This is a genomic window from Pseudomonadota bacterium, assembly GCA_038533575.1.
In the GTDB taxonomy this organism is placed as follows: domain Bacteria; phylum Pseudomonadota; class Alphaproteobacteria; order Rhodobacterales; family Rhodobacteraceae; genus Shimia_B.
On the sequence record JBCAYL010000001.1, the window covers coordinates 896,955 to 918,469 of the forward strand.

22 protein-coding genes are annotated in these 21,515 nt (G+C 68.1%); 11 read left to right on the forward strand and 11 right to left on the reverse strand.

The genetic code is table 11. From position 1 onward, the window contains the following. Positions 1–57: 57 nt before the first annotated feature. The 4 genes from AAFM92_04635 to AAFM92_04650 form a co-directional block, all read right to left on the reverse strand. Entirely contained in the window at positions 58–1,032 is a 975-nt protein-coding gene (locus AAFM92_04635) for a beta-ketoacyl-ACP synthase III (protein MEL7299651.1), read from the reverse strand. Continuing rightward, a complete protein-coding gene (plsX, locus tag AAFM92_04640) occupies positions 1,029–2,120 on the reverse strand; it encodes a phosphate acyltransferase PlsX (GenBank protein MEL7299652.1) in 1,092 nt (363 codons plus the stop codon). The genes AAFM92_04635 and plsX overlap by 4 nt, the downstream gene beginning before the upstream one ends. Before the next feature lie 14 nt (positions 2,121–2,134). Further along, on the reverse strand, positions 2,135–2,344 hold the full coding sequence (rpmF, locus tag AAFM92_04645; protein ID MEL7299653.1) for a 50S ribosomal protein L32: 210 nt from the start codon (positions 2,342–2,344) through the stop codon (positions 2,135–2,137). 140 nt (positions 2,345–2,484) lie between these two features. Beyond that, on the reverse strand, positions 2,485–3,021 hold the full coding sequence (locus AAFM92_04650) for a DUF177 domain-containing protein (GenBank protein ID MEL7299654.1): 537 nt from the start codon (positions 3,019–3,021) through the stop codon (positions 2,485–2,487). Between the two features lie 97 nt (positions 3,022–3,118). Between AAFM92_04650 and AAFM92_04655 the strand changes: the two genes are divergently transcribed. Then, positions 3,119–3,598: an outer membrane protein assembly factor BamE gene (locus tag AAFM92_04655; GenBank protein MEL7299655.1), complete on the forward strand. Its 480-nt coding sequence runs from the start codon at positions 3,119–3,121 to the stop codon at positions 3,596–3,598. Positions 3,599–3,633: 35 nt separating this feature from the next. Here AAFM92_04655 and msrB read toward each other — a convergent pair whose 3' ends face one another. Beyond that, complete coding sequence (gene msrB / locus AAFM92_04660) at positions 3,634–4,026, reverse strand: peptide-methionine (R)-S-oxide reductase MsrB (GenBank protein ID MEL7299656.1); 393 nt, start codon at positions 4,024–4,026, stop codon at positions 3,634–3,636. A gap of 121 nt (positions 4,027–4,147) precedes the next feature. Between msrB and AAFM92_04665 the strand changes: the two genes are divergently transcribed. After that, the gene (locus AAFM92_04665) at positions 4,148–4,885 is read left to right on the forward strand and encodes a GNAT family N-acyltransferase (GenBank protein ID MEL7299657.1); all 738 of its coding nucleotides are present in this window, start codon (positions 4,148–4,150) and stop codon (positions 4,883–4,885) included. Positions 4,886–4,959: 74 nt separating this feature from the next. Next, a complete protein-coding gene (locus tag AAFM92_04670; GenBank protein ID MEL7299658.1) occupies positions 4,960–6,786 on the forward strand; it encodes an ABC-F family ATP-binding cassette domain-containing protein in 1,827 nt (608 codons plus the stop codon). Here AAFM92_04670 and AAFM92_04675 read toward each other — a convergent pair. From AAFM92_04675 to cobA, 5 genes are all read right to left on the reverse strand, one after another. Next, positions 6,783–8,345 carry a trimethylamine methyltransferase family protein gene (locus AAFM92_04675; GenBank protein ID MEL7299659.1) on the reverse strand — a complete coding sequence of 521 codons (1,563 nt, stop codon included), beginning with the start codon at positions 8,343–8,345 and terminating at the stop codon, positions 6,783–6,785. The genes AAFM92_04670 and AAFM92_04675 overlap by 4 nt on opposite strands. Positions 8,346–8,577: 232 nt before the next feature. Beyond that, entirely contained in the window at positions 8,578–9,753 is a 1,176-nt protein-coding gene (locus AAFM92_04680) for a pyridoxal phosphate-dependent aminotransferase (protein MEL7299660.1), read from the reverse strand. A gap of 2 nt (positions 9,754–9,755) precedes the next feature. Beyond that, a complete protein-coding gene (locus AAFM92_04685) occupies positions 9,756–10,973 on the reverse strand; it encodes an MFS transporter (protein MEL7299661.1) in 1,218 nt (405 codons plus the stop codon). A gap of 54 nt (positions 10,974–11,027) precedes the next feature. Beyond that, positions 11,028–12,290, reverse strand: coding sequence for a cobyrinate a,c-diamide synthase (locus AAFM92_04690; protein MEL7299662.1), 1,263 nt, complete (start codon positions 12,288–12,290; stop codon positions 11,028–11,030). Beyond that, on the reverse strand, positions 12,287–13,141 hold the full coding sequence (gene cobA, locus AAFM92_04695; GenBank protein ID MEL7299663.1) for a uroporphyrinogen-III C-methyltransferase: 855 nt from the start codon (positions 13,139–13,141) through the stop codon (positions 12,287–12,289). Before cobA ends, AAFM92_04690 begins: the two co-directional genes overlap by 4 nt. A 98-nt stretch (positions 13,142–13,239) precedes the next feature. Between cobA and AAFM92_04700 the strand changes: the two genes are divergently transcribed. The 8 genes from AAFM92_04700 (at position 13,240) to pgi (ending at position 20,952) form a co-directional block, all read left to right on the forward strand. Then, positions 13,240–14,274, forward strand: a complete 1,035-nt coding sequence (locus AAFM92_04700) for a cobalt-precorrin-5B (C(1))-methyltransferase (GenBank protein ID MEL7299664.1) — start codon at positions 13,240–13,242, stop codon at positions 14,272–14,274. A gap of 7 nt (positions 14,275–14,281) precedes the next feature. Continuing rightward, positions 14,282–15,013 carry a cobalt-precorrin-6A reductase gene (locus AAFM92_04705; protein MEL7299665.1) on the forward strand — a complete coding sequence of 244 codons (732 nt, stop codon included), beginning with the start codon at positions 14,282–14,284 and terminating at the stop codon, positions 15,011–15,013. After that, positions 14,992–15,636 carry a DNA-3-methyladenine glycosylase 2 family protein gene (locus tag AAFM92_04710; protein MEL7299666.1) on the forward strand — a complete coding sequence of 215 codons (645 nt, stop codon included), beginning with the start codon at positions 14,992–14,994 and terminating at the stop codon, positions 15,634–15,636. The genes AAFM92_04705 and AAFM92_04710 overlap by 22 nt, the downstream gene beginning before the upstream one ends. Beyond that, a complete protein-coding gene (locus tag AAFM92_04715) occupies positions 15,633–16,301 on the forward strand; it encodes an alpha/beta fold hydrolase (protein ID MEL7299667.1) in 669 nt (222 codons plus the stop codon). Before AAFM92_04710 ends, AAFM92_04715 begins: the two co-directional genes overlap by 4 nt. A gap of 201 nt (positions 16,302–16,502) precedes the next feature. Next, the gene (locus AAFM92_04720; protein ID MEL7299668.1) at positions 16,503–17,087 is read left to right on the forward strand and encodes an HNH endonuclease; all 585 of its coding nucleotides are present in this window, start codon (positions 16,503–16,505) and stop codon (positions 17,085–17,087) included. A 162-nt stretch (positions 17,088–17,249) separates the two neighbouring features. After that, complete coding sequence (zwf, locus tag AAFM92_04725; protein MEL7299669.1) at positions 17,250–18,701, forward strand: glucose-6-phosphate dehydrogenase; 1,452 nt, start codon at positions 17,250–17,252, stop codon at positions 18,699–18,701. Next, positions 18,698–19,369: a 6-phosphogluconolactonase gene (gene pgl, locus AAFM92_04730; GenBank protein ID MEL7299670.1), complete on the forward strand. Its 672-nt coding sequence runs from the start codon at positions 18,698–18,700 to the stop codon at positions 19,367–19,369. Before zwf ends, pgl begins: the two co-directional genes overlap by 4 nt. Beyond that, the gene (pgi, locus tag AAFM92_04735; GenBank protein MEL7299671.1) at positions 19,369–20,952 is read left to right on the forward strand and encodes a glucose-6-phosphate isomerase; all 1,584 of its coding nucleotides are present in this window, start codon (positions 19,369–19,371) and stop codon (positions 20,950–20,952) included. The genes pgl and pgi overlap by 1 nt, the downstream gene beginning before the upstream one ends. Here pgi and AAFM92_04740 read toward each other — a convergent pair. Then, entirely contained in the window at positions 20,949–21,422 is a 474-nt protein-coding gene (locus AAFM92_04740; protein ID MEL7299672.1) for a thioesterase family protein, read from the reverse strand. The two genes, pgi and AAFM92_04740, sit on opposite strands and share 4 nt — an antisense overlap. Positions 21,423–21,515 lie beyond the last annotated feature (93 nt).

The window sequence follows — 21,515 nt, forward strand, 5'->3', positions numbered from 1 at the left end:
GGAGCCCGAAATCAGGGGGTCAATAAACTTCCAAATTCAAGCGCTTGGCGGGCGGAATTAAACGCGGAAAACCACCGAGCCCCAGGCCAAACCGCCGCCGATGGCCCCTGTGACGACCAAATCCCCTTCCTTGAGGCGCCCATCGGCATGGGCCACCGAAAGCGCGAGGGGAATCGATGCCGCTGACGTGTTGCCGTGATCCTGCACGGTCACAACCACCTTCTCCATGGGCACGCCGAGCCTGTCGGCGGTGGCCGAGAGGATGCGCAGGTTCGCCTGGTGGGGCACGATCCAGTCGATATCGGCGGGCGAGAGGCTGGCCTTGGCGAGCGTGGTGCGCGCGGTGCCCGCGAGCTTTTCCACGGCGTGGCGGAAGACCTCCTTGCCCTGCATCCGCAGGACGCCCGTCGTCTGCGTGGAGACCCCACCATCGACGTAGAGGATATCCTTGTGGCGCCCGTCGGAATGGATCTCGGCTGCGAGGATGCCGCGGTCTTCTGGCGTGCCCTTGGCGTTGCGTGCCTCGAGGAGGACCGCGCCCGCGCCGTCCCCGAAGAGGACGCAGGTGCCGCGATCCGTCCAGTCCATGATGCGCGAGAAGGTCTCGGCGCCGATCACGAGGGCGCGCTGCGCCTGCCCGCTGATGATCAGCGAATTGGCCGTGGTCATGGCGTAGGCGAAGCCCGCGCAGACGGCCTGCACATCGAAGGCGAAGCCATTGGTCATCCCGATCTCGGCCTGAACCATCGTGGCCGCGGAGGGAAAGGTGAGGTCGGCCGTGGAGGTGGCGAGGATCAGCGCGTCCACCTCGTCGGCGGCCACGCCCGCATCCTCGAGCGCGGCGAGGGCCGCCTTGGCGCCGAGCTGGGAGGTCGTCTCCCCCTCGGCGGCGAAATGCCGGCGCTCGATGCCGGTGCGGGTCCGGATCCACTCGTCGTTGGTGTCGAGGGTCTTCTCGAACTCGGCGTTTTCAACCACGCGCGCGGGGAGGTGGTGGCCGTAGCCGCGGATCACCGCGCGCAGGGTCGTCATACCTTGTCCTCTTCATCTGCGGGCAGGAACCCGCCCGCCTGGGCCACGCGCGCCGCCAGACGCTCCGTGAAGCCCGACCGCGCGAGTTGGCTGGCCAGATTGATCGCCGCGGCCACGCCCGTGGCATCGGCCGAGCCGTGGCTCTTCACGACGGTACCATTGAGGCCGAGGAAGACACCACCGTTCACCCGCCGCGGGTCGATCCGCTTCCGCAGGCGGTTGAGCGAGGTATAGGCCATGAGCGCCGCCAGCCGCGAGAGCGGCGTGTGCCGGAATGCGTCGCGCAGCGAGGCCGAGATGAAGCTCGCCGTGCCCTCGCCGGTTTTCAGCGAGATGTTGCCGGTGAAGCCGTCGGTGACGATCACGTCGACCTTGTCGCCCGGAATCTGCCCGCCTTCCACGAAGCCCACGAAATCGAACTTCGCCTCGTGAGCCTGCGCGGCGATGAGCTCCGCGGCGACCTTGATCTCGGCCCGGCCCTTGTGCTCCTCGGTGCCCACGTTCAGGAGCCCGACGCGGGGGCGCGGGATGTCGAGCCCGTTGCGCGCGTAGCTCACGCCCATGAGCGCGTATTGCATGAGGTCGGTCTCGTCGGCCCGGATATCGGCCCCGGCATCGAGGAGGACGTTGAAGCCCTGCGGATTGGAGGAGGGCCAGAGGACCGCGATGGCGGGCCGGTTCACGCCGGGCAGCTTTCGGAGCCGCACCATGGCCACGGCCATGAGCGCGCCGGTATTGCCGCAGGACACGCAGACGCTGGCTTCGCGCGCGCGCACCGTCTCGATGGACGCCCACATGGAGGTGTCCTTGCCGTGGCGCATGACGTGGGAGGGTTTGTCGTTCATCGACACGACGCCGGAGGCATCGCGGATGGTCGTGATCTCTGTGAGTCTGCGCTTGGCCACCAGCGGCGTGAGTTGCTCGGTCGGCCCGTGCAGGACGAAGCGCAGCGTCGGATCCTTCGAGGCGGCGATGGCCATGCCCTTAACGATCACACTAGGGCCCTGGTCGCCGCCCATGGCGTCAATGGCGACGACGATCGCGCCGTCACCGCCCGAGGCTCGCGCGGAGGTGCTCGCGCCGGTCATGAAGCGCGCGCGACTTAGGCGGCGTCTTCGTCTTCGAGGTCGATCTCGTCCACCATCGCGATAACCTCGCGATTGTCATAATGACCGCAGGACGGGCACACGTGGTGCGGGCGCTTGAGCTCGCCGCAGTTGGAGCACTCGTTGGGGTTCGCGGCCACGAGGCTGTGGTGGGCCCGGCGGTTGTTGCGGCGCGATTTGGAGACGCGATTCTGTTGAACGGCCATGTCTGAACCTCGGATCGGGAGCGCGCATGGTCGCGCGCCATAATTTCGAAAGTTTGGCGGGCTCTAAAGCACCTCTTTCACACGCGCAAGGGGTTTGCCGCGGAAAGACTGTGCGCATGCGCTGAAAGCGCGGCGTGGCCTCAGCCATCGCCCTCCAGCTTCGACTTGAGCGCGGCGAGACCGGCGAATGGCTTGGCATCCTCGTCGCTCATGGGCGTGACGTCCGGTGCTGCAAAGATCGCCTCTCCCAGTTCGGCATCCTCGGCGCGGGGATAGGCGGGCAGGGCGAGCGCGATCATCTCCTGCAGGATGGGCAGGATCGGCGCCTCGTCCACCAGGGGCTCGAGCGTTTCGTCCTCGGGCATCTCGCTCTCCGCCTCGGTGATCTCGGGCATCTTGGCGGTGAAGAGGAGGCTATCGCTGCGGTCGAGCCGGGACGTCACGGGCCCTAGGGTCACGACGCAGGATTGCACCACCGTGGCGCCCCAATCGGCCGTCAGGTGCCAGTCCCGCTTGCCGCGGGGCGTGAGGGTGAGCGTGGCCTTGAGCTTGCGCAGGTCGCGGAGATCGAGCGCGTCCATGAGCGCGCGCCTGTCGGCGTCGGAGGCGGTCCACGCCACGCGGTGCGGCCCGTCTGCCGGGAGCTTGGCCAGGGGGAGGACTGTGTCAGATGCCATGGGCCTCGTCTCTCGCTTGAAAATTTCGCGTCCGCGCTGTTACACCATGCCCACCGCCGGTAAAAGGCGGCGCGACTGAAGCCGGGATAGGGCCATCATGCACACACGGGGACTGCTCCTGAGGGGGGCGCTGCTGGCAAGCGCACTGGCCGTTGCGGGGTGCACCGCGACCTTCCGCAATCACGGCTATGCGCCCACCGACGCTGAACTCGCGGAGGTGATCGTGGGCGTAGATACGCGCGCGACGGTGGAAGATGTCATAGGGCGGCCCTCGACGAGCGGCGTGCTCACCGATGGCGCGTTCTATTACCTTGCTGACCGACGCCGGCAATTCGGCTTCCGCGCGCCGGAGGTCATCGACCGGCAGCTCGTGGCCGTGCGCTTCGACGAGGACGGCGTGGTCAGCAACATCGAGCGGTTCACGCTCGCCGATGGGCGGGTCGTGCCGCTGTCGCGCCGCGTGACGGATTCGGCTGTGGAGGACACGACCTTCCTGCGGCAGCTGCTCGGCAATCTTGGCCGCTTCGACGCCACGCGCATCTTGGGCGGCGGCGACGATGGCGGCGGCGGTCTCTGAGGGTCCCTTGCAAGCCCTGGCGGGCTCTGACGGCCTCAGTCTTCTTCCTGAAAAGTCAGCGCGACGCCATTGATGCAGTAACGCAGCCCTGTGGGCTGCGGCCCGTCCGGGAAAACGTGGCCGAGATGGGCATCGCAGCGGTCGCAATGGACCTCCGTGCGGCGCATGAACCAGCTGTTATCGACGCTCTCACCGATGGGAGCATCCTCGGCCGGCTGGTAAAAGGACGGCCAGCCCGTCCCGCTGTCGAACTTGTGCGCCTTATCGAAGAGCGGTGCCTCGCAGCAGATGCAGCGGAAGAGGCCGGGCCCCTCCGGAAAGCTCTCGTGGGTAAAGGCGCGCTCCGTCCCGTGCTTGCGCGTGACCTTGTAGGCGAGGTCGCTCAGCTGCTCTTTCCACTCGGCGTCTGATTTGACGATCTTGTCCATGCGGTACGTCCGTTTCGTTGCGTCATTGAGTTGTCACATGGCCCGTGCCATGCCGCTGCCCAAGAGCTATGTCTCGAAGCGCGCGGGGCCAAGGGGTGCGGCGTCAACGGCGAAGGGAACGATGGGCATGCTGAGCCTCGAAAGGGGAAGCTACCGGGCGCGGCTCGCGCGGTCCGCGGAGGACATGGCCGCCGTGCAGCGGCTGCGCGCGCTGTGTTTTCGCGCGGGCGTCGCACGGGACGGGGACGCATTCGATGCCCATTGCGACCATGTCGTCGTCGAGGAGCGCCGCACCGGCGAGATCCTCTGCTGTTTCCGGCTCATGCCGCTGAGCCGGGGAGCCGAGATCGGGCGCAGCTACTCGGCGCAGTATTACGGGCTTGCCGCGCTCGAGGCCTATGACGCCCCCATGGCGGAGCTCGGCCGGTTTTGCACGGCGCGCGGCGCGCGCGATCCCGATATCCTGCGCATCGCCTGGGGCGCCATGACCGCCTATGTGGATGCGCGCGGGGTCGAGATGCTCTTTGGCTGCTCCTCCTTTGATGGCACCGAGGCCGAGGCCTATCACGACGCCTTCGCCATGCTCCGGGAGCGTCACCTCGCGCCGGGCCGCTGGCGGCCGCGTGTGAAGGCCCCGCAGGTGGTGCGCTTCGCCGAACGGCTGGGATTGCGGCCGGACGTCAGGCGCGCCATGCGCGCGATGCCGCCGCTCCTGAAGACCTACCTCGCGATGGGCGGCTGGGTGAGCGATCACGCCGTGGTGGATCGCGACCTGGGGACCTTGCACGTCTTCACTGGCCTCGAGATCGCGGCCATCCCCGCCGCGAGAAAGCGTTTGCTGCGCGCGGTCGCCGGCTGAGCGCCGGGCCTCTTTCGCAGGCCCGCGCAATGCCCGGAATTGACCTTGCGCGCCCCTCGCCATAGCTCCCCGCCATGGCCCAGGCACCGCTTCTCCAGCTCAATGACATCTCGCTTACCTTCGGGGGCACGCCCGTGTTCGACGCGCTCTCGCTCGTGGTGCATCCCGGGGACCGCGTGGCGCTCGTCGGGCGCAACGGATCCGGTAAATCCACGCTCTTGAAGGTCATGGCGGGCCTAGTCGAGCCGGACCGCGGCGAGCGCGTGCTGCCCTCGGGCGTGAGCGTGGGCTACATGGAGCAGGACCCGTCCATGGCTGGCTTCTCGACGCTGGGCGATTTCGCGATGTCCGCGCTCGACGCGAGTGAGGCCTACCGCGTCGAGATGGCGGGCGAGGGGCTCAAGTTCGACCCGGCGCGCGCGGTGGAGACTGCCTCGGGCGGGGAGCGTCGCCGCGCCGCGCTGGCCAAGATCTGGGCAGAGGCGCCGGAGCTCATGCTGCTCGACGAGCCCACCAACCACCTCGACATCGAGGCCATCGGCTGGCTCGAGGACCAGCTCCGCGCCACGCGCACGGGCTATGTCGTTATTTCTCACGACCGTGCGTTCCTCTCCGCGCTTACGCGCGCCACGCTCTGGATCGACCGGGGCGAGGTGCGGCGGCAGGAGAAGGGCTTCAGCGCCTTCGAGGCCTGGCGCGACAGGACCTGGGCCGAGGAGGACGACAAGCGCCACAAGCTCGACCGCAAGATCAAGGCCGAGGCGAAATGGGCCGTGGAGGGCATCAGCGCGCGGCGCAAGCGCAACCAGGGCCGTATGCGGGCACTCCAGGACCTGCGCGCCGAGCGGGCCTCGCAGATCACCCGGCAGGGCGCGGCTGCGCTTGAGATCGAAGCGGGCAAGAAGAGCGGCAAGAAGGTCATCGAGGCCACGGGCCTCTCGAAGGCTTTCGACGGCAAGGACATCGCCAAGAACTTCTCGCTCACCGTCCAGCGCGGGGACAGGATCGCCTTCGTCGGCCCGAACGGGGTGGGCAAGACGACCGTGCTCAACATGCTCACGGGCGCGCTTGCGCCCGACGCGGGCAATGTGAAGCTCGGGACCAATCTCGAGATCGCCTATTTCGATCAGGCGCGCGCGCAGATCGATCCGGAGCTCAGCCTCTGGGAGGCGCTCACCTCCGAGCAGGGACTGCGCGTTTCTGGCCGCGCGGACCAGATCATGGTGCGCGGCGCGCCCAAGCATGTGGTGGGCTATCTCAAGGATTTCCTCTTCGACGAGGCGCAGGCCCGCGCGCCTGTCCGCTCGCTCTCGGGCGGCGAGAAGGCGCGGCTTCTGCTGGCCAAGCTCATGGCGAAGCCGTCTAACCTGCTGATCCTCGACGAACCGACCAATGATTTCGACGTGGAGACGCTCGACCTCCTGCAGGACATCCTGGGCGAGTATGACGGCACCGTGCTTCTCGTGAGCCACGACCGGGATTTCCTCGACCGTGTGGCGACAGCCACTGTGGCCTTCGAGGGCGCGGGGCGGCTCATCGTCTATGCGGGCGGCTGGAGCGACTACCAGGCCCAGAAGCCGGCGCAAAAGCCCACGCAGGAGCGGCCGTCCGCTGCGCCCAAAGCTGGCGCGCTAGGCAAAAAAGAGACCGCGCCCACTGGAGCCGCCAGCGCAGGGCTCAGCTTCACCGAAAAGCACCGGCTCGATGCCTTGCCCGGCGAGATCGACCGCCTCAGCGCCGAGATCGCGAAGCTCGAGGCATTTCTCGCTCAGCCCGGGCTCTTCACGGACGCGCCGGTGAAATTCCAGAAAGCTACCGACGCACTCGTGGAGCGGCACGCGGCGCTCGCGCGCGCGGAAGAGGAATGGCTCGCGCTCGAGGAACGCGCCGAGGCGAGCTAGGGCCTGAGATGGAGGGCGAAGCGGGCATGGAGCGCGGCGTCCGTGGCCGGATCGAGCATCGCCCCATTGGGCGCAACCAGGAGCGCCGCCGTCCGGGCCCTGGCCGCGGCCACGAGATCTGGCTTGCCGTTCTCGTCCCATTCCTTGGGTGAGGTGCGGTCGCCCAGCGTGGGATAGACGAAATCCTTTTCCATCCGTGCCAGCGTCTGTCCCGCGCCGAGGTAGTGGCCGGGCCCGCCCGTGCCATCTGCGCCCAGGACGGTCTCGCGGATCGTGTCCACCGCGAGGGTATCTTCAGAAACCTCGATCCCGCGCACGCAGCGCAGCGCCTGACCGATGAGGTCATCGCCCATCACGAGGCTCTCGAAGCAGAAGCCGAGGAGCGAGGCATGCATGCCAGCGGCCTCGTAGATCATGTTGCACCCCGCGAGGCCCGCGGTGACGTTGGAGCACATCTGCTCCCAGCCCGCCTGCATGTCCGGGAGCTTGGCGTCGGAGGCCCCCGCCGCCGCGCCACCCGGCAGCCCGTAGAACTGATGCATCTGCGCACAGCCCGCCGTCAGCAGCGCCTGCTCGCCCGAGCCGATGGACATCGCCCCCGTGCGCAGGTCGAGCCCGAAGGGCCAGGTGCCGAAGATCGCCGGATGTCCGGGCGCGATGGCGTTCACGTAAACGAGGCCCGCGAGACATTCCGCCGTGGCCTGCACGATGGCGCCCGCCGTGGTGGAGGGGGCCGTGGCTCCCGCCATACCCGCCGAGAGGAGGAGCACAGGCATGCCGCCGCGAATGCAAGCCTCCATCACCAGGCAGCTCTCGGTGGCGAATTTCATCGGGGGAACGACGAAACAGTTGGAATTGGAGACGAAGGGCCGCGCGCGCCATGCCGCTTCGCCGCCCGCCATCATGTGCAGCATCTCGAGGATGTCCGGCACGTGGGCGGCATCGGTGATCGAGGTGCCCACGTGCTTTCGCGTGCCAGTCACGGAGGCGTAGATCGTGTTGAGATCGAGCTCGCGCGCATCGGCGACGTCGCGTGCCACCATGGGGCGCTGGAAGAAATGCACGTTTTCCAGCTGCTCGGTGAGCCGCGCGGCGTCGTGAAGGTCCTGTAGCGTGCTCTCGCGGTAGGCATTCCCGTCGATATCGACCATGTGCACGGCCGCGCCCGCTGTCCCGTAATGGACGCGCGTCCCACTCAGCTCGAGATTGAAGGCCGCGTCGCGCCCATGAACAGTGATCCCCCGCGCGGCCTTGGCGAGCATGTCCTCGACGAGCGCGCGCGGAAAGCGGAGGCGGCCATCATCTCCGAGGACCGCGCCGGCACTGGTCATGATGTCGACGCCGGAGGCCGGCGCGTCAGCGAGGCCGATGTCTTCGAGGCAGGTGAGCGCGGCCGCGTGGATCCGCTCGACTTCCGTGTCCGTCAAGAGCTTGAGCGTGCCGCCTTCGAGGCCTGGCCATACCGGGCGGTCGGTCTTCTCGGGCGGTGCTGCACGAAGCGCGCGACGCGCAGCGCGCCCGCCGGAACGGGCGGGGCGGGGTGGGGTCAGATCGTTCATGGTAGGGTCCTCGGCGTGGGAGATGGGGAAGGGGGCTCAACGCCCCGCAGGTCTCCCCCGTGCCGCACGGCCCCGGCGCGCGCCGATGGTGCGCTGGGTGAGCACGTGCCGCCATGCTCCGCCGATGCGAGACGAGGCCGTCATGGCACCATGGAACGCGGCCCATGCGGCGCGATCTTGTGCAAAAGCGACGGCGCGGACTGTTCGCGACACGTCCCGGAGGGATTTCGCGTCAGCCGCTCTGCCGCGCGGCAAAGTCGAGGAGCCGCGCAAGGGCCTCCGCGAAGGCGCTATCCTCGAGCGTCATGGCCACGCGCACATGGCCGGCGGCGGCGCGGCCGAAGCTCTCGCCGGGCATGACCGCGATGGCCTCCTCATCCAGAAGCCGGGCGGCGAAGGCCTCGCCATCGAGGCCCGTGCGGCGGATGTCGAGCATGAGATACATGGCCCCGCCCGAGGGCACGAGGCCCACCACCTGCTGCGCGGCGAGCATCTCCTCGGCGCGGGTGCGGCGGCGCGCGAAGGGCGCCCCCACCTCCGCCTCGAGCCAGTCGCCCTCGCGGAGGGCAAAGAGCGCGGCATCCTGGATGTAGCCCGGCACGCCGTAGGTCGTGGCGGTGGCCAGATCGATCAGCCGCGAGATCGCCTCTTCTGGCCCCACGATCCAGCCCACGCGGGACCCTGTCATGGCGTGACTCTTTGACATGGAGCCGATGACGAGCGTCCGCTCCGCCATGCCGGGCATGGCGCGGGGGCTCAGATGCGCGCCGCGCCAGACCTGCGCGTCATAAACCTCGTCGGAGATGACCCAGAGCCCGGCCTCCTGCGCCACCTCGGCGATGCCCTCGATCGTCTCCCGACCGTAGACCACACCCGTCGGATTGTTGGGCGTGTTGATCAGGATGCTTCGCGCGCCCGCGGCGGCAGCGGCGCGAAGGTCGCCCGCGCGTGGGGCGAAGCCGTCTTCCGGGCGGCAGGCAATGGCCTGCGCCCGGGCACCGGTGCCGCGGATCGTACCGGGATAGGTGGCGTAATAGGGATCGAGAAAAAGGCCCAGATCACCGGGATCGAGCACGGCCTTGTGCGCGGAAAAGAGCGCGGCCTGCCCGCCCGGGGTGATGAGCACGTTCTCGCGGCCCGTGGGCACGCCCGTGCGCGCGGCGACCCGCGCGGCCACGGCATCACGCAAGGCGTCAACGCCCGGCACCATGGCATAGCCGGTGTGCCCCGCCTTGGCGGAGGCATGCATCGCGTCGAGGATCGCGGGATGGGTCCCGATATCGTGTTCGCCGATGGTGAGCTCGAGGATCGTTTCGCCCGCGGCCTTGCGGCGGCGCGCCTCGTAGAAGAGGCCCCAGCCGTCATCGCCGCCCGCATTGAGCCCGGTGATGGTGCGCGAGAGTTCCATTGTCATTCCGCCGGTTGCGCTGTGCGGGTCTTCAGCATGAGCCAGAAGAGCGCCCCGCCCGCCAGCGCGAGGAAGGGCACCATGGCGAAATTGACCGCGCTCCAGCCCACCACGGCGGAGCTGCCGGAGCAATTCATGAGCCCGCCCGAGGCGAGGGATGCCAGCGTCACGCAGCCAAAGACGATGGCGTCATTGGCGCCCTGAATGCGCCCGCGCTCCTGGGGAGCATGGGCGGCCGTGAGCATGCTCGTGGCGCCGATGAAGCCGAAATTCCACCCGACGCCGAGCAGGATGAGGGCGATGAAGAAGTTAGCGAGCTCCACCCCGGCGATGGCCACGACGCCCGCGAGCGCGAGCGTGGCGAGCCCGATGGCCACGATCCGCTCCGCACCGTAGCGCGCTATGAGATGGCCCGTGAAGAACGAGGGTAGAAACATTGCAATCACATGGCCGCTGACGACATCGGCGGCATTGCCGGCCGTGAAGCCGCAGGCCACGACCGCGAGCGGGGTCGAGGTCATGACGAGGTTCATCAGCGCGTAGGAGACCATGGCGCAGATGACGGCCACGGCGATCTGCGGGGTCTTGAGCATCTCCCACGTGGTGCGCCCGGCCTTTGTGTGCTGGCCTTTGGGCGGCTTTGGCAGATCGAGGAAGAGAAAGAGGACCATGCCGACGAGGTTGATGGCGCCTGCCGCGAGATAGGTGCCCATGAAGGGGATCGCGAAGATGTCGTTGGTGACCTTGGTAAGTTGCGGACCGATCAGTGCCGAAATGAGTCCGCCTGCCATGACATAGGAGATCGCCTTGGGGCGGAATGCGTCGGAGGCGGTGTCGGCGGCCGCAAAGCGGTAAAAGCCCTGCGCCGACATGTACATGCCGGTGAAATAAGAGCCGACGAGGAGCATCCAGAAATCCGCCGTCGAAAGCGCGTAGGCCCCGATGATGGAGCCCACGAGCCCGCCCGCGCTGCCGGTCATGAAACCTGCCACGCGGCCCTGCGCCTGCATCAGCCGCGAAAGCCAGGGCGCCGTCGTCATGGAGCCGAACACGATGAGCGAGATGGGCAGCGTCGCAAGGCAGGGATTAGGCGCGAGCATCTGCCCGGCCAGCCCGCCTATGACGAAGATCATGGTGATCTGACTGCCCAGCATGGCCATGGCCGCGACGAGGATGACGACGTTGCGCAGGGCGCGCCGGTCGTCGGGCCTATCGTGCATCTGGGAGGTCATGGAAGTAGCGTTACGCCGCCCGCGTGGGGGCCACAAGGGCGCTCAAGCGCGCGGGGCGATGAGATGCGCGTAGGAGCCCGAGACGCGCCCGTGGCGGAGACCCATGGGTGGGAGATCCTGCCCGTCGGCGTCCTGCGCGTCGAAGAGCGGCGGGCCCTCTTCCTTCAGCGTCGTCGAGTAGTGGAATTCGTGCCCGCGCCAGCGTCCGCCGAAGGGGCCTCCGCGCGCCGTGAGGTCGCGGTAGCCGAGGTGGAGCGCGCGACGCTCGAAGCTTGTGACGAGGGGCAGGAGGCCTGCCATCTGGTGCGTGGTCCCGTCGGCGTCGACCAGGACTTCTCCGAGCGCCATGTAACCTCCGCATTCTCCATATATTTCAGTGTATTGAGCGGCGTTTCGCAGGCTTCGCATGAAGGTGTGCGCCGAGGCGAGGCGGCCCGCATGGAGCTCGGGGTATCCGCCCGGCAGAAGGACGAGGTCCGCCTCGGGGACAGCTTCATCGGCCAGCGGCGAGAACACCGAGATCGACGCGCCCGCCTCCTGCCAGGACTTCAAGAGATGCGGATAAGCAAATGAAAACGCCTGATCTTGGGCCACGGTGATCCGTTGGGCCGGTGGGTCGAGACGCGGGGCCTCTGGCGCAGGATCCGGCGCGTTGCCAAGAAGCGCTGCCGGATCCACGGCCCCCCGGAGCCAAGCGGCAGCAGCGTCCAGCGTTTGCCCGAGATCGGGGTGCTCTGCTGCCTGCACGAGGCCGAGGTGCCGGCTCGGCAACGACAGGCCCGCCGACCGGGGCAAGGCGGCAAGGCTGTCGAGCGCATGACCCTCGAAGGCCGCGCGCAACAAGGCTTCATGCCGGGGCGAGCCCACATTGTTGAGGACGACGCCGTGAAAGCGGAGGCCGGGGCGATGATCGACGAGCCCGGCGACGAGGGCGGGCACCGTGTGTGCAGCGCGCGCGCAATCGACGACAAGGGTGATGGGCAGATCAAAGCGGGCGGCGACATCGGCCGCCGATCCGACACCGCGCAGCCCTGCGCCGTCGAAAAGGCCCATGGCGCTCTCCACCACGAGGGGGCCCGGGCCCGCGAGGATGGCGCGCTGGAGCGACGCTTCCATGGCCCAGGGATCGAGGTTGAGGCAGGGCTGCCCGGTGGCGGCGGCATGAAACGCCGGGTCGATGTAATCGGGGCCGAGTTTCAGGCTCCGGGGCGCATGGCCGTCCTGCGCGAGGGCGCGGAGCAGGGCGAGAGTGACGGTGGTCTTGCCCGCGCCAGAGCTCGGCGCGGCGATCAGCGTGGCCTTCATGCGCTCTCAGCGGGGCGCCCCCGGTGGAGCGGGTCGGTGTCGCGGGGCGCGATTCCCTGTGCCATGGCCTGCCAGTCGAGGGCCTGCCGCATGAGGACGCCTTTCCCGATGCAGATGATCGCCGGCGGCTCGAGCGCCGCGCGCGCGGCGTCTTCTACTGCGCGGGAAAGCGTCGTCTCAAGAACGCGCTGCTCCGCAGTGGTGGCAGTCGTCACGAGGGCCACCGGCTCATCGGCTACGCGTCCGGCGGCCAAGAGACGGGCGGTGATCTGGGGCAGGTGCTTCATGCCCATGTAGATCACGATCATCTGCGAGCCCTTCGCGATGGCGGTCCAGTCGAGCGAACTCGGCGCCGCGCCGGTCTGATCGTGGCCGGTGACAAAGGTGACTGACTGGTTCACGTCGCGATGGGTGACGGGCACACCGGCATAGGCCAGGCCGCCGATGCCCGCCGTGATGCCCGGAATGATGCGGATGGGGATGCCATGTTGCACGAGGGTCTGGGCCTCCTCGCCGCCGCGCCCGAAGACGAAGGGATCGCCGCCCTTGAGCCGCAACACCCGTTTGCCCGCCCGGGCGAGCTCCACGAGATGGAGGGAGATATCGCGCTGCTTGGCCGAGGGTCGCCCGCCGCGCTTGCCGGCATATAGGCGCTCGGCCTGCGGGGCCCAGTCAAGGATGCCTTCGCCCACGAGCGCGTCGTAGACGATCACATCGGCCTGCCGCAGCGCGTTGAGCGCGTGAAGCGTGATCAGCCCCGGATCGCCCGGCCCCGCGCCGCAGAGCCACACCCAGCCGCGCGCGTGCACGGGCCAGTCGGAGCCGGGGAGGGAGGGCAGCTGATGCGTCATCGAGTTGGTGATACGCGCCTCTGCGCTGCAGCGATAGGGGACAAACGACGCGCCCTTGCCTGTTGACGTCACCGGGACACAGCAGGAATGTCCGCGCCATGGGACGCAAGCCGGAAGGAGAGCTCCGCCGCGGATGGACGACGGGCGCCTGCGCCGCGGCGGCGGCCAAGGCGGCGTGCCATCTCCTTTGGGGCGCGGGCCCGGTGCGGGAGGTGAGGATCACCTTGCCGCGGGGCGAGACGCCCACCTTCGCGGTGGCCCACAGCGCGCGCGGCGCAGGCTGGGCCGAGGTGGGCATCACCAAGGATGCAGGTGACGACCCGGACGTCACCCACGGCGCGCTCGTCATTTCTCGTGTCACTCCGGGCGGCGCGGGTCTGCGCTATGCCGCGGGCGACGGCGTGGGGCGGGTGACGAAGCCCGGTCTCCCCATCGCCGTGGGCGAGCCCTCGATCAACCCGGTCCCGCGCGAGATGATCGCGCAAGCGGTGGGCGAGGCCTGCGCGGCGCTGGGGCAGCCCGTGAACATGGAAGTGCGGATCAGCATCCCGGGCGGCGCCGAGCTTGCCCAGCGCACGTGGAACCCCCGGCTCGGCATCGAGGGTGGGCTCTCGATCCTCGGCACCACGGGCATCGTGCGCCCGTTTTCCTGCGCGGCATGGATCGCCTCCATCCATCGCGGCATCGACGTGGCCCGCGCCGACGGGCTGGCCCATGTCGCCGGCTGCACCGGGGCCACCTCGGAGCGTGTTGTGCAGGCGCTCCACGGGCTGCCGGATCACGCCATGCTCGACATGGGCGATTTCGCCGGCGGGCTCCTCAAGTATCTCGCGCGGCACCCGGTGCCCCGGATCACCATCGGCGGCGGCATCGGCAAGATGACGAAGCTCGCGCAAGGCGCGGGAGATCTGCATTCCGCCCGGAGCCAGGTGGATTTCGACGCGCTCGCCACCCGCTTCGGGATGCCGGAGCTCAGTGGCGCCAACACCGCGCTGGAGGCCGTGGCTCTCGCCCCGGACATGGCCGCCTGGGTGGCCGAGACCGCGCGGGACATCGCGCAGGCCTACGTGCCTGGCGTGGCCGTGGACACGGTCGTCGTTGACCGGGCAGGCGCAATCCTGGCGCAGGCATGAGCGGGCGATGAAGCTTCTTCTCCTCGCAGGCACGCGCGAGGCGCGGGACATAGCGAGCTGGCTTCACGGGGCCGCGGTGCCCGCCGTGGCCTCTTTCGCCGGGGTGACGCGGGCGCCGGAGCTGCCGCGGATCGAGACGCGCGTGGGCGGCTTCGGTGGGGAGGACGGCTTTCGCGCGTACCTGGAGGACGCGGGCATCACCCATGTCCTCGACGCCACGCATCCCTTCGCCGCCGCGATCTCGGAGCGGACAGCGCGGGTCACGCGCGCCCTCGGGATCGCCTACCGCCAGCTTCTGAGGCCGCCATGGGCCGCAGGGGACGGTGACCGGTGGCACGAGATCGCCGCCGAAGAGGACGCCGCCGCGCTCATCCCGCCCGGCGCGCGCGTCTTTCTGGCCACGGGGCGCCAGACGCTCGATCGCTTCCACGGGCTCGCAAACTGTCACCTCATCTGTCGCCAGATCGATCCGCCGGAGCGCGCCTTTCCGTTCCCAAACGGCGAGTTTCTCATCGGGCGGCCGCCCTTCAGTGTGGCCGATGAACGGGCGCTTTTCGAGGGGCTGGGGATCGACTGGCTCGTGGTGAAGAACGCCGGTGGCGCGTCTTCGGCCACGAAGCTCACGGCGGCGCGTGCGCTCAGTCTTCCCGTTGCCATGATCGCGCGACCGCCCCAGCCCCCGGGGCCGAAAGCCGCCAGCGCCGAGGAGGCCATCGCGTGGATCAAGAGCCAAGCATAGGGCGCATCATCGTCTCGGACGCCTGCGTCGCCGAGGGTGCAGACTGGCTCGCCGCGCGGGATGCAGGGCTCGCGCGCGGCTATGCCGCTTGCGCGCCGCTGCCGCTCAGGTTGCGCGCGGAGGGTTTTGCGGAGCTTCTTTCGGCCATCGTTTCCCAGCAGGTGTCTGTCGCGTCGGCCAAGGCGATCTGGGGCAGGCTTGAGGCCGCTGGGCTCCACGACCGCGCGGCGATGGCCCGGGCCGATGACGTGGCCCTGCGCGCGGTGGGCCTCAGCCGACAGAAGATGCGCTATGCTCGCGCGCTGGCGCAGTCCGACGTGGATTTCGATGCGCTGAGGCGGATGCCGGACGACGCGGTGATCGACACCCTCACGCAGGTGACGGGCATCGGCGTCTGGACGGCGGAGATCTACGCCAAGTTTTCGCTCGGGCGCGCCGATGCCTTTGCCGCCGGGGATCTGGCGCTTCAGGAGGGGGCCCGGATGCTCTACGCGCTGGAGGCCCGCCCCACGGAAAAGGAGCTCCGCGCCATGGCCGAGGCCTGGCGGCCCTGGCGGTCGGTTGCTGCGCGTATTCTCTGGGCCTACTACGCGCAGGAGAAACGCCGGGAGGGAATCGGATGACACGGGTGCTCGACGCCAAAACACGCGAGCCGCTCTCGGGAGAGCTCCGCTCGGCTGTGGTCTTTCTGCATGGTTACGGGGCCAATGCCGACGACCTGATCGGGCTCGCGGACCCGCTGGCAGAGCATTTGCCCGACACGATGTTCGTGAGCCCCGATGCGCCCGAGGAAATCCCTATGATGCCCATGGGGCGGCAGTGGTTTCCGATCCCGTGGATCGATGGCTCTTCCGAGGAAGCCGCCGCCGACGGCCTGCGCGCGGCAGCCGCCGATCTGCAGGCCTTTCTCGACGCGCTCATGGTGGACCACGACCTCCTGCCGGAGCAGGTGGCGACCCTCGGATTTTCCCAGGGGTGCATGATGGCGCTCCACACCGCCCCGCGCCGCGAGGACCCGGTGGCGGCGGTCGTGGGGATCTCGGGGCGCCTGCTCGAGCCCGAGCTTCTCGTGGACGAGGTCGTCTCGCGCATGCCGATCCTGCTCATCCATGGCGATCAGGACGATGTCGTCCCGCCCCAGAGCCTGCCCATGGCCGCCGAGGGGCTTCAGAAGGCGGGGTTCACGGATGTCTACGCCCACATCATGAAGGGTACGGCCCATGGGATTGCGCCCGACGGGCTCTCCGTCGCGCTGGCCTTCCTTCGGGAGCGTCTGGGCTACGCCTGAGCGACCGTCACAAATGCGTTGCACTTCTGTCCTACGTGTTCGCGCGAATGGAGCTATATGCAGGGTTGCCAGTCGCCGCGCCCACTATATAGTCCAAACCAGCTGAGGCGGTCCGCCCGTTCAGTTTAGGTCCGTCTCGGAGCCCGCGTGCAACGAGCAAGGAGGCTTTGGCCCCGATGGACGTGACGATGGACTATAGCCATGGACGGTGAATTCAGGACGAACTTCGTCCGCGCGCCGCAGTCCCTGAAGCAGCATCCGGCGCTGGTTCTGAATGCTGATTACCGTCCGCTTTCGTATTACCCGCTGTCGCTTTGGCCCTGGCAGGAGGCGATCAAGGCGGCGTGGCTCGACCGCGTCGATATCGTCGCGGAGTACGACGAATATGTCCGCTCCCCCTCCACGCGGATCCGCATCCCCTCCGTGGTGGTGCTCAAGGATTACGTGAAGCCGCAAAAGCGCGTGGCCTTCACCCGCTTCAATCTGTTCCTGCGCGACGAATTCAAATGCCAGTATTGCGGCTCCCGCGATGACCTGACCTTCGATCACGTGGTGCCGCGCGCGCGCGGCGGTGTGACGAGCTGGGAAAACGTCGTCGCCGCCTGCTCGAAGTGCAACCTGAAGAAGGGTTCTCGCAGCCTGAAGCAGGCGGGGATGTCCCTGCGCAAGCCGCCGCGGCAACCGGCCTCGGAGGAGCTGCGCAACATGGGCCGCAAGTTCCCGCCGGGCTACCTGCACGAAAGCTGGCTCGATTTCCTCTACTGGGACAGCGAGCTCGACGCCTAGGCGCGCGCCTGCGCAGATGGCCAGCAGGGGGCGGGATCGCCCCGCCCGGCCTTGAGGTCCTGCCGGGCGCTGATAGACATGGCTGGACAAAGGCGGGGCAGCGGGCCTATGCGCTAGGCCGTTATCGCTAACACCGACCGCTAGACGACCAAGAGGTTTCCCATGGTAGCGCGCGTTATCCCCGTCGAGACCTTCGAGCTCGTGATCTTTGGCGGAACGGGAGACCTCGCGCGCCGCAAGATCCTCCCCGGGCTCTTCCGCCGGTTCATCTCGGGACAGATGCCGCGCGATGCGCGCATCATCGGCGCGGCGCGCTCCGAGATCAGCGCCGAGGAATACCAGGAGCTCGTGCGCGACGGCATCAAGGAATTCGCCGAAAAGGCCTGTGCCGAACACAAGGATCTCGGCGCCTTCCTCGAGCGGCTCGACTACGTCGCCATCGACGCCAAGGGCGACACCGGCTGGTCGGATCTCGCGGCCAAGATCGACAAGGACCACGTGAACGCGTTCTACTTCTCGGTCGCGCCGAGCCTCTTCGGCCCGATCGCCGAACGCCTGCAGAAGCATGACCTCGCCGACGAGACAAGCCGGATCGTGGTGGAAAAGCCTTTTGGCCGCGATCTCGCCTCGGCGCGCGAGCTCAACAGCACGCTCGCCAGCTTCTTCGACGAGACGCAGATCTACCGGATCGATCACTACCTGGGCAAAGAGACCGTGCAGAACCTCATGGCCGTGCGCTTCGGCAACGTCATGTTCGAGCCGCTCTGGAACGCGAATTTCATCGATCACATCCAGATCACCGTGTCCGAGACCGTGGGTGTGGGCGGGCGCGGGGCCTATTACGACAAGTCCGGCGCCATGCGGGACATGGTTCAGAATCACCTCATGCAGCTCCTTTGCCTCATCGCCATGGAGCCGCCCTCGCAATTCTCGCCCGACGCCGTGCGCGACGAGAAGCTCAAGGTCATCCGCGCGCTGCAGCCCGTGGCCCCCCACGAGATCGTGCGCGGGCAATACGAGGCGACGGAGACCGAGCAGAGCTACCGCGAGGATGCGGAAAACGAGCGGAGCTTCACCGAGAGCTTCATTGCGATGAAGGCCCATATCGCCAATTTCCGCTGGGCGGGCGTGCCCTTCTACCTGCGCACCGGCAAGAAGCTGGCGACCCGTGCCTCGGAGATCGCGGTGGTCTTCAAGGCGTTGCCGCATTCGATCTTCGACGGCGATGACCCGGGCCGCAACGTGCTTTCGATCCGCCTCCAGCCCGACGAGGGCATCACCATGGACATGACGATCAAGGAACCGGGCCCCGGCGGGATGCGTCTCATCAACGTGCCACTCGACATGACATTCGCCGAGGCGCTCGGCCCGGACGCGGAGATCGCGACAGAAGCCTATGAACGGCTCGTCATGGACGTGATCCGGGGCAACCAGACGCTCTTCATGCGCGGAGACGAGGTGGAAGCGGCCTGGGCCTGGACAGACCCCATCATCGAAGGCTGGCAGTCGCGCTCCGACGTGCCCAAGCCTTACGAGGTAGGTTCCATGGGGCCGCTCGATGCCCATGCTCTGCTCCACCGGGACGGGCGCTCCTGGCGGGATCTGAAGACGTGAGGTTCATCGAATACGCTGACCGCGAGCTCATGATGATGGACCTCGCCAACACGTTGGCGGGGGATCTCAAGAACTGCCTCCTCCAGCATCCCTGGGCGTCCTTCGTGGTGCCGGGCGGGACGACGCCGGGCCCGATCTTCGATGCGCTCTGTGCGTCCTCGCTCGATTGGGAGCGCGTGCACATCATGCTGAGCGACGAGCGCTGGGTGCCCGAAAGCTCCGAGCGCTCCAACACGCGCCTCATCCGCGCCCGCCTGCTACAGGATCGGGCGGCCGCCGCGCGCTTCATCCCGTTCTACACCGATGCCGAGACGCCGGAGGATGGTCTGCCCGCTCTCATGCCCGCGATCGCGGAAGAGCTGCCGATCTCCGTCCTGCTTCTGGGCATGGGGGCGGACATGCACACGGCCTCGATCTTTCCGGGCGCTGACAGGCTCGCCGAAGCACTGGCGCCGGACGCGCCGCTTCTCGTGCCCATGCGCGCGCCGGGCGCGCCGGAGCCGCGGGTGACCTTGCCCGCGCACGTGCTCGCGGGCGCCATGACGACCCATGTCGTCATCACCGGCGCGGAAAAGCGGGAAGCCCTCGAACGGGCGCAAAAGCTGCCACCGGCCGAGGCCCCCATCGCCACCGTCCTGAAATCCGCCAACATACATTGGGCTGAATGATGAAATTCGATGCACTCCAGCGCAAAGCCGCGGCGGTCAAGGACCGCGCGATCCTCGATCTCTTTGACGGGGACCGCGCCGCGGATTTCTCGCTGGAGGCCGATGGGCTGCTCTTCGATTACGCGAAGACGAATATCGACGCCGAGACCCGGGAGATGCTGCTTTCGCTCGCAGCGCCCGTGGCGGAAGCCCGCGACGCGATGTTTTCGGGTGCCAAGATCAACGAGATGGAAGGCCGCGCCGTTCTTCACGCCGCGCTGCGCAGCCATGACCGCCCCGTCATGGTGGACGGCCAGGACGTGATCCCGGGCGTCAAGGACACGCTCGCCGCGATGACGCGCTTTGCGACGGACGTGCGCTCGGGCGCGTTCACGGGGCAGGGCGGCGCGATCACCGATGTGGTCAATATCGGCATCGGCGGCTCCGATCTCGGCCCGGTCATGGCCGTGGCCGCGCTCGCGCCGTTCCATGACGGCCCGCGGACGCATTTCGTAAGCAACGTGGACGGGGCTCACATCTCCGACATCCTCGCGCCGCTCGACCCGGCGACGACCCTCGTGATCGTGGCATCGAAGACCTTCACCACCATCGAGACCATGACCAATGCCGCCACCGCGCGGGACTGGATGTCGACATCCGTCTCCGATCCCGGTGCGCAATTCGCGGCGCTCTCCTCCAACGCGGAAAAGACCGCGGAATGGGGGATCGCGCCCGAGCGTGTCTTCGGCTTTGAGGATTGGGTGGGCGGCCGCTACTCGCTCTGGGGGCCCATCGGGCTCTCGATCATGCTGGCCGTGGGGCCGGAGGATTTCGCGGAGCTGCTCGCGGGCGGCGCGGCCATGGACACGCATTTCAGGGAGGCCGAGGGCGCGGGGAACCTGCCGCTCATGCTCGCGCTCGTGGGCCTCTGGCACAATCAGGGCTGCGGCCATGCCACCCGTGCCGTGCTGCCCTATGATCAGCGGCTGCTCCGGCTTCCGGCCTATCTGCAGCAGCTCGAGATGGAATCGAACGGGAAAGGCGTGGCCATGGATGGCACTTCGCTCCCCTACAATTCGGGGCCCGTGGTCTGGGGCGAGCCCGGCACCAACGGGCAGCACGCCTTCTACCAGCTCATCCATCAGGGCACGCGCGTGATCCCCTGCGAATTCATCGTCGCGCGAGAGGGCCACGAGCCGGACCTCGCGCATCAGCACCGTTTGCTGCAGGCCAACTGCCTCGCGCAGTCCGAGGCGCTCATGCGCGGCCGGAGCCTCTCGGAAGCACGCGAAAAGGTTGCGGGGAAGTTCGAGGGCGACGAGCTCGAGCGCCAGGCCCGGCACCGCGTCTTCCCGGGCAACCGCCCCTCCACGACGCTCTGCATTCCGAAGCTCACGCCCTTCACACTGGGCCAGATCATCGCGCTCTACGAGCACCGCGTCTTCGTGGAGGGGGTGATCCTCGGGATCAACAGCTTCGACCAGTGGGGTGTGGAGCTGGGCAAGGAGCTCGCCACCGCCCTCGGCCCGATCATGGACGGCGAGGAGAAAGCCGACGGCAAAGACCCGTCGACGCAGGCGCTTGTCCGCTATCTGCGCGGCTAGGCGGCCTCGGCCCCGTCGCGTGTGATGAATGTCTCGCGCACGGCGGCGGGGATGGGCGCCTTCTGGCCGTCATCGGTGAGCCACACGAGCACCGCCCAGCCGGTCGCGCGGCAGCGCCCGCCGGCCCAGACCGCGTAATCCATCCGAAACGAGCTCTGGCGCAGCGAGGCCGTGCGCCCGGTGATGACGTAGTCCTGGCCGAGCGTCATCTCGGCGAGGAAATCCATCCCGATCTGACGGAGCACGATGCGTGGGAACTGCCCCCGGTAATCGGCCACGCCATACTCCCGGAAATAGCTGATGCGAAAATTCTCGAGCCAGCGCAGATAGGTGGTGTTGTTGACATGGGCGAGCACGTCGAGCTCTCCGAAGCGGACACGGTCGGCGATGCCGAAGCCCCAGGGCGCGGGAATGGAAAGCGCGCGGAGCGTGTCTTCGTCGAGCGGTGTCTGGAAGTGCAGGTCGGTCATGCTTGGTCTCCGGGATGCGGGCTAGGGGCTTGGGCAGGCGGTGTCAAACATGCGCGTCGGGCGGTGCGGTTCGCCAAGTGCCCAAGAGCGCGG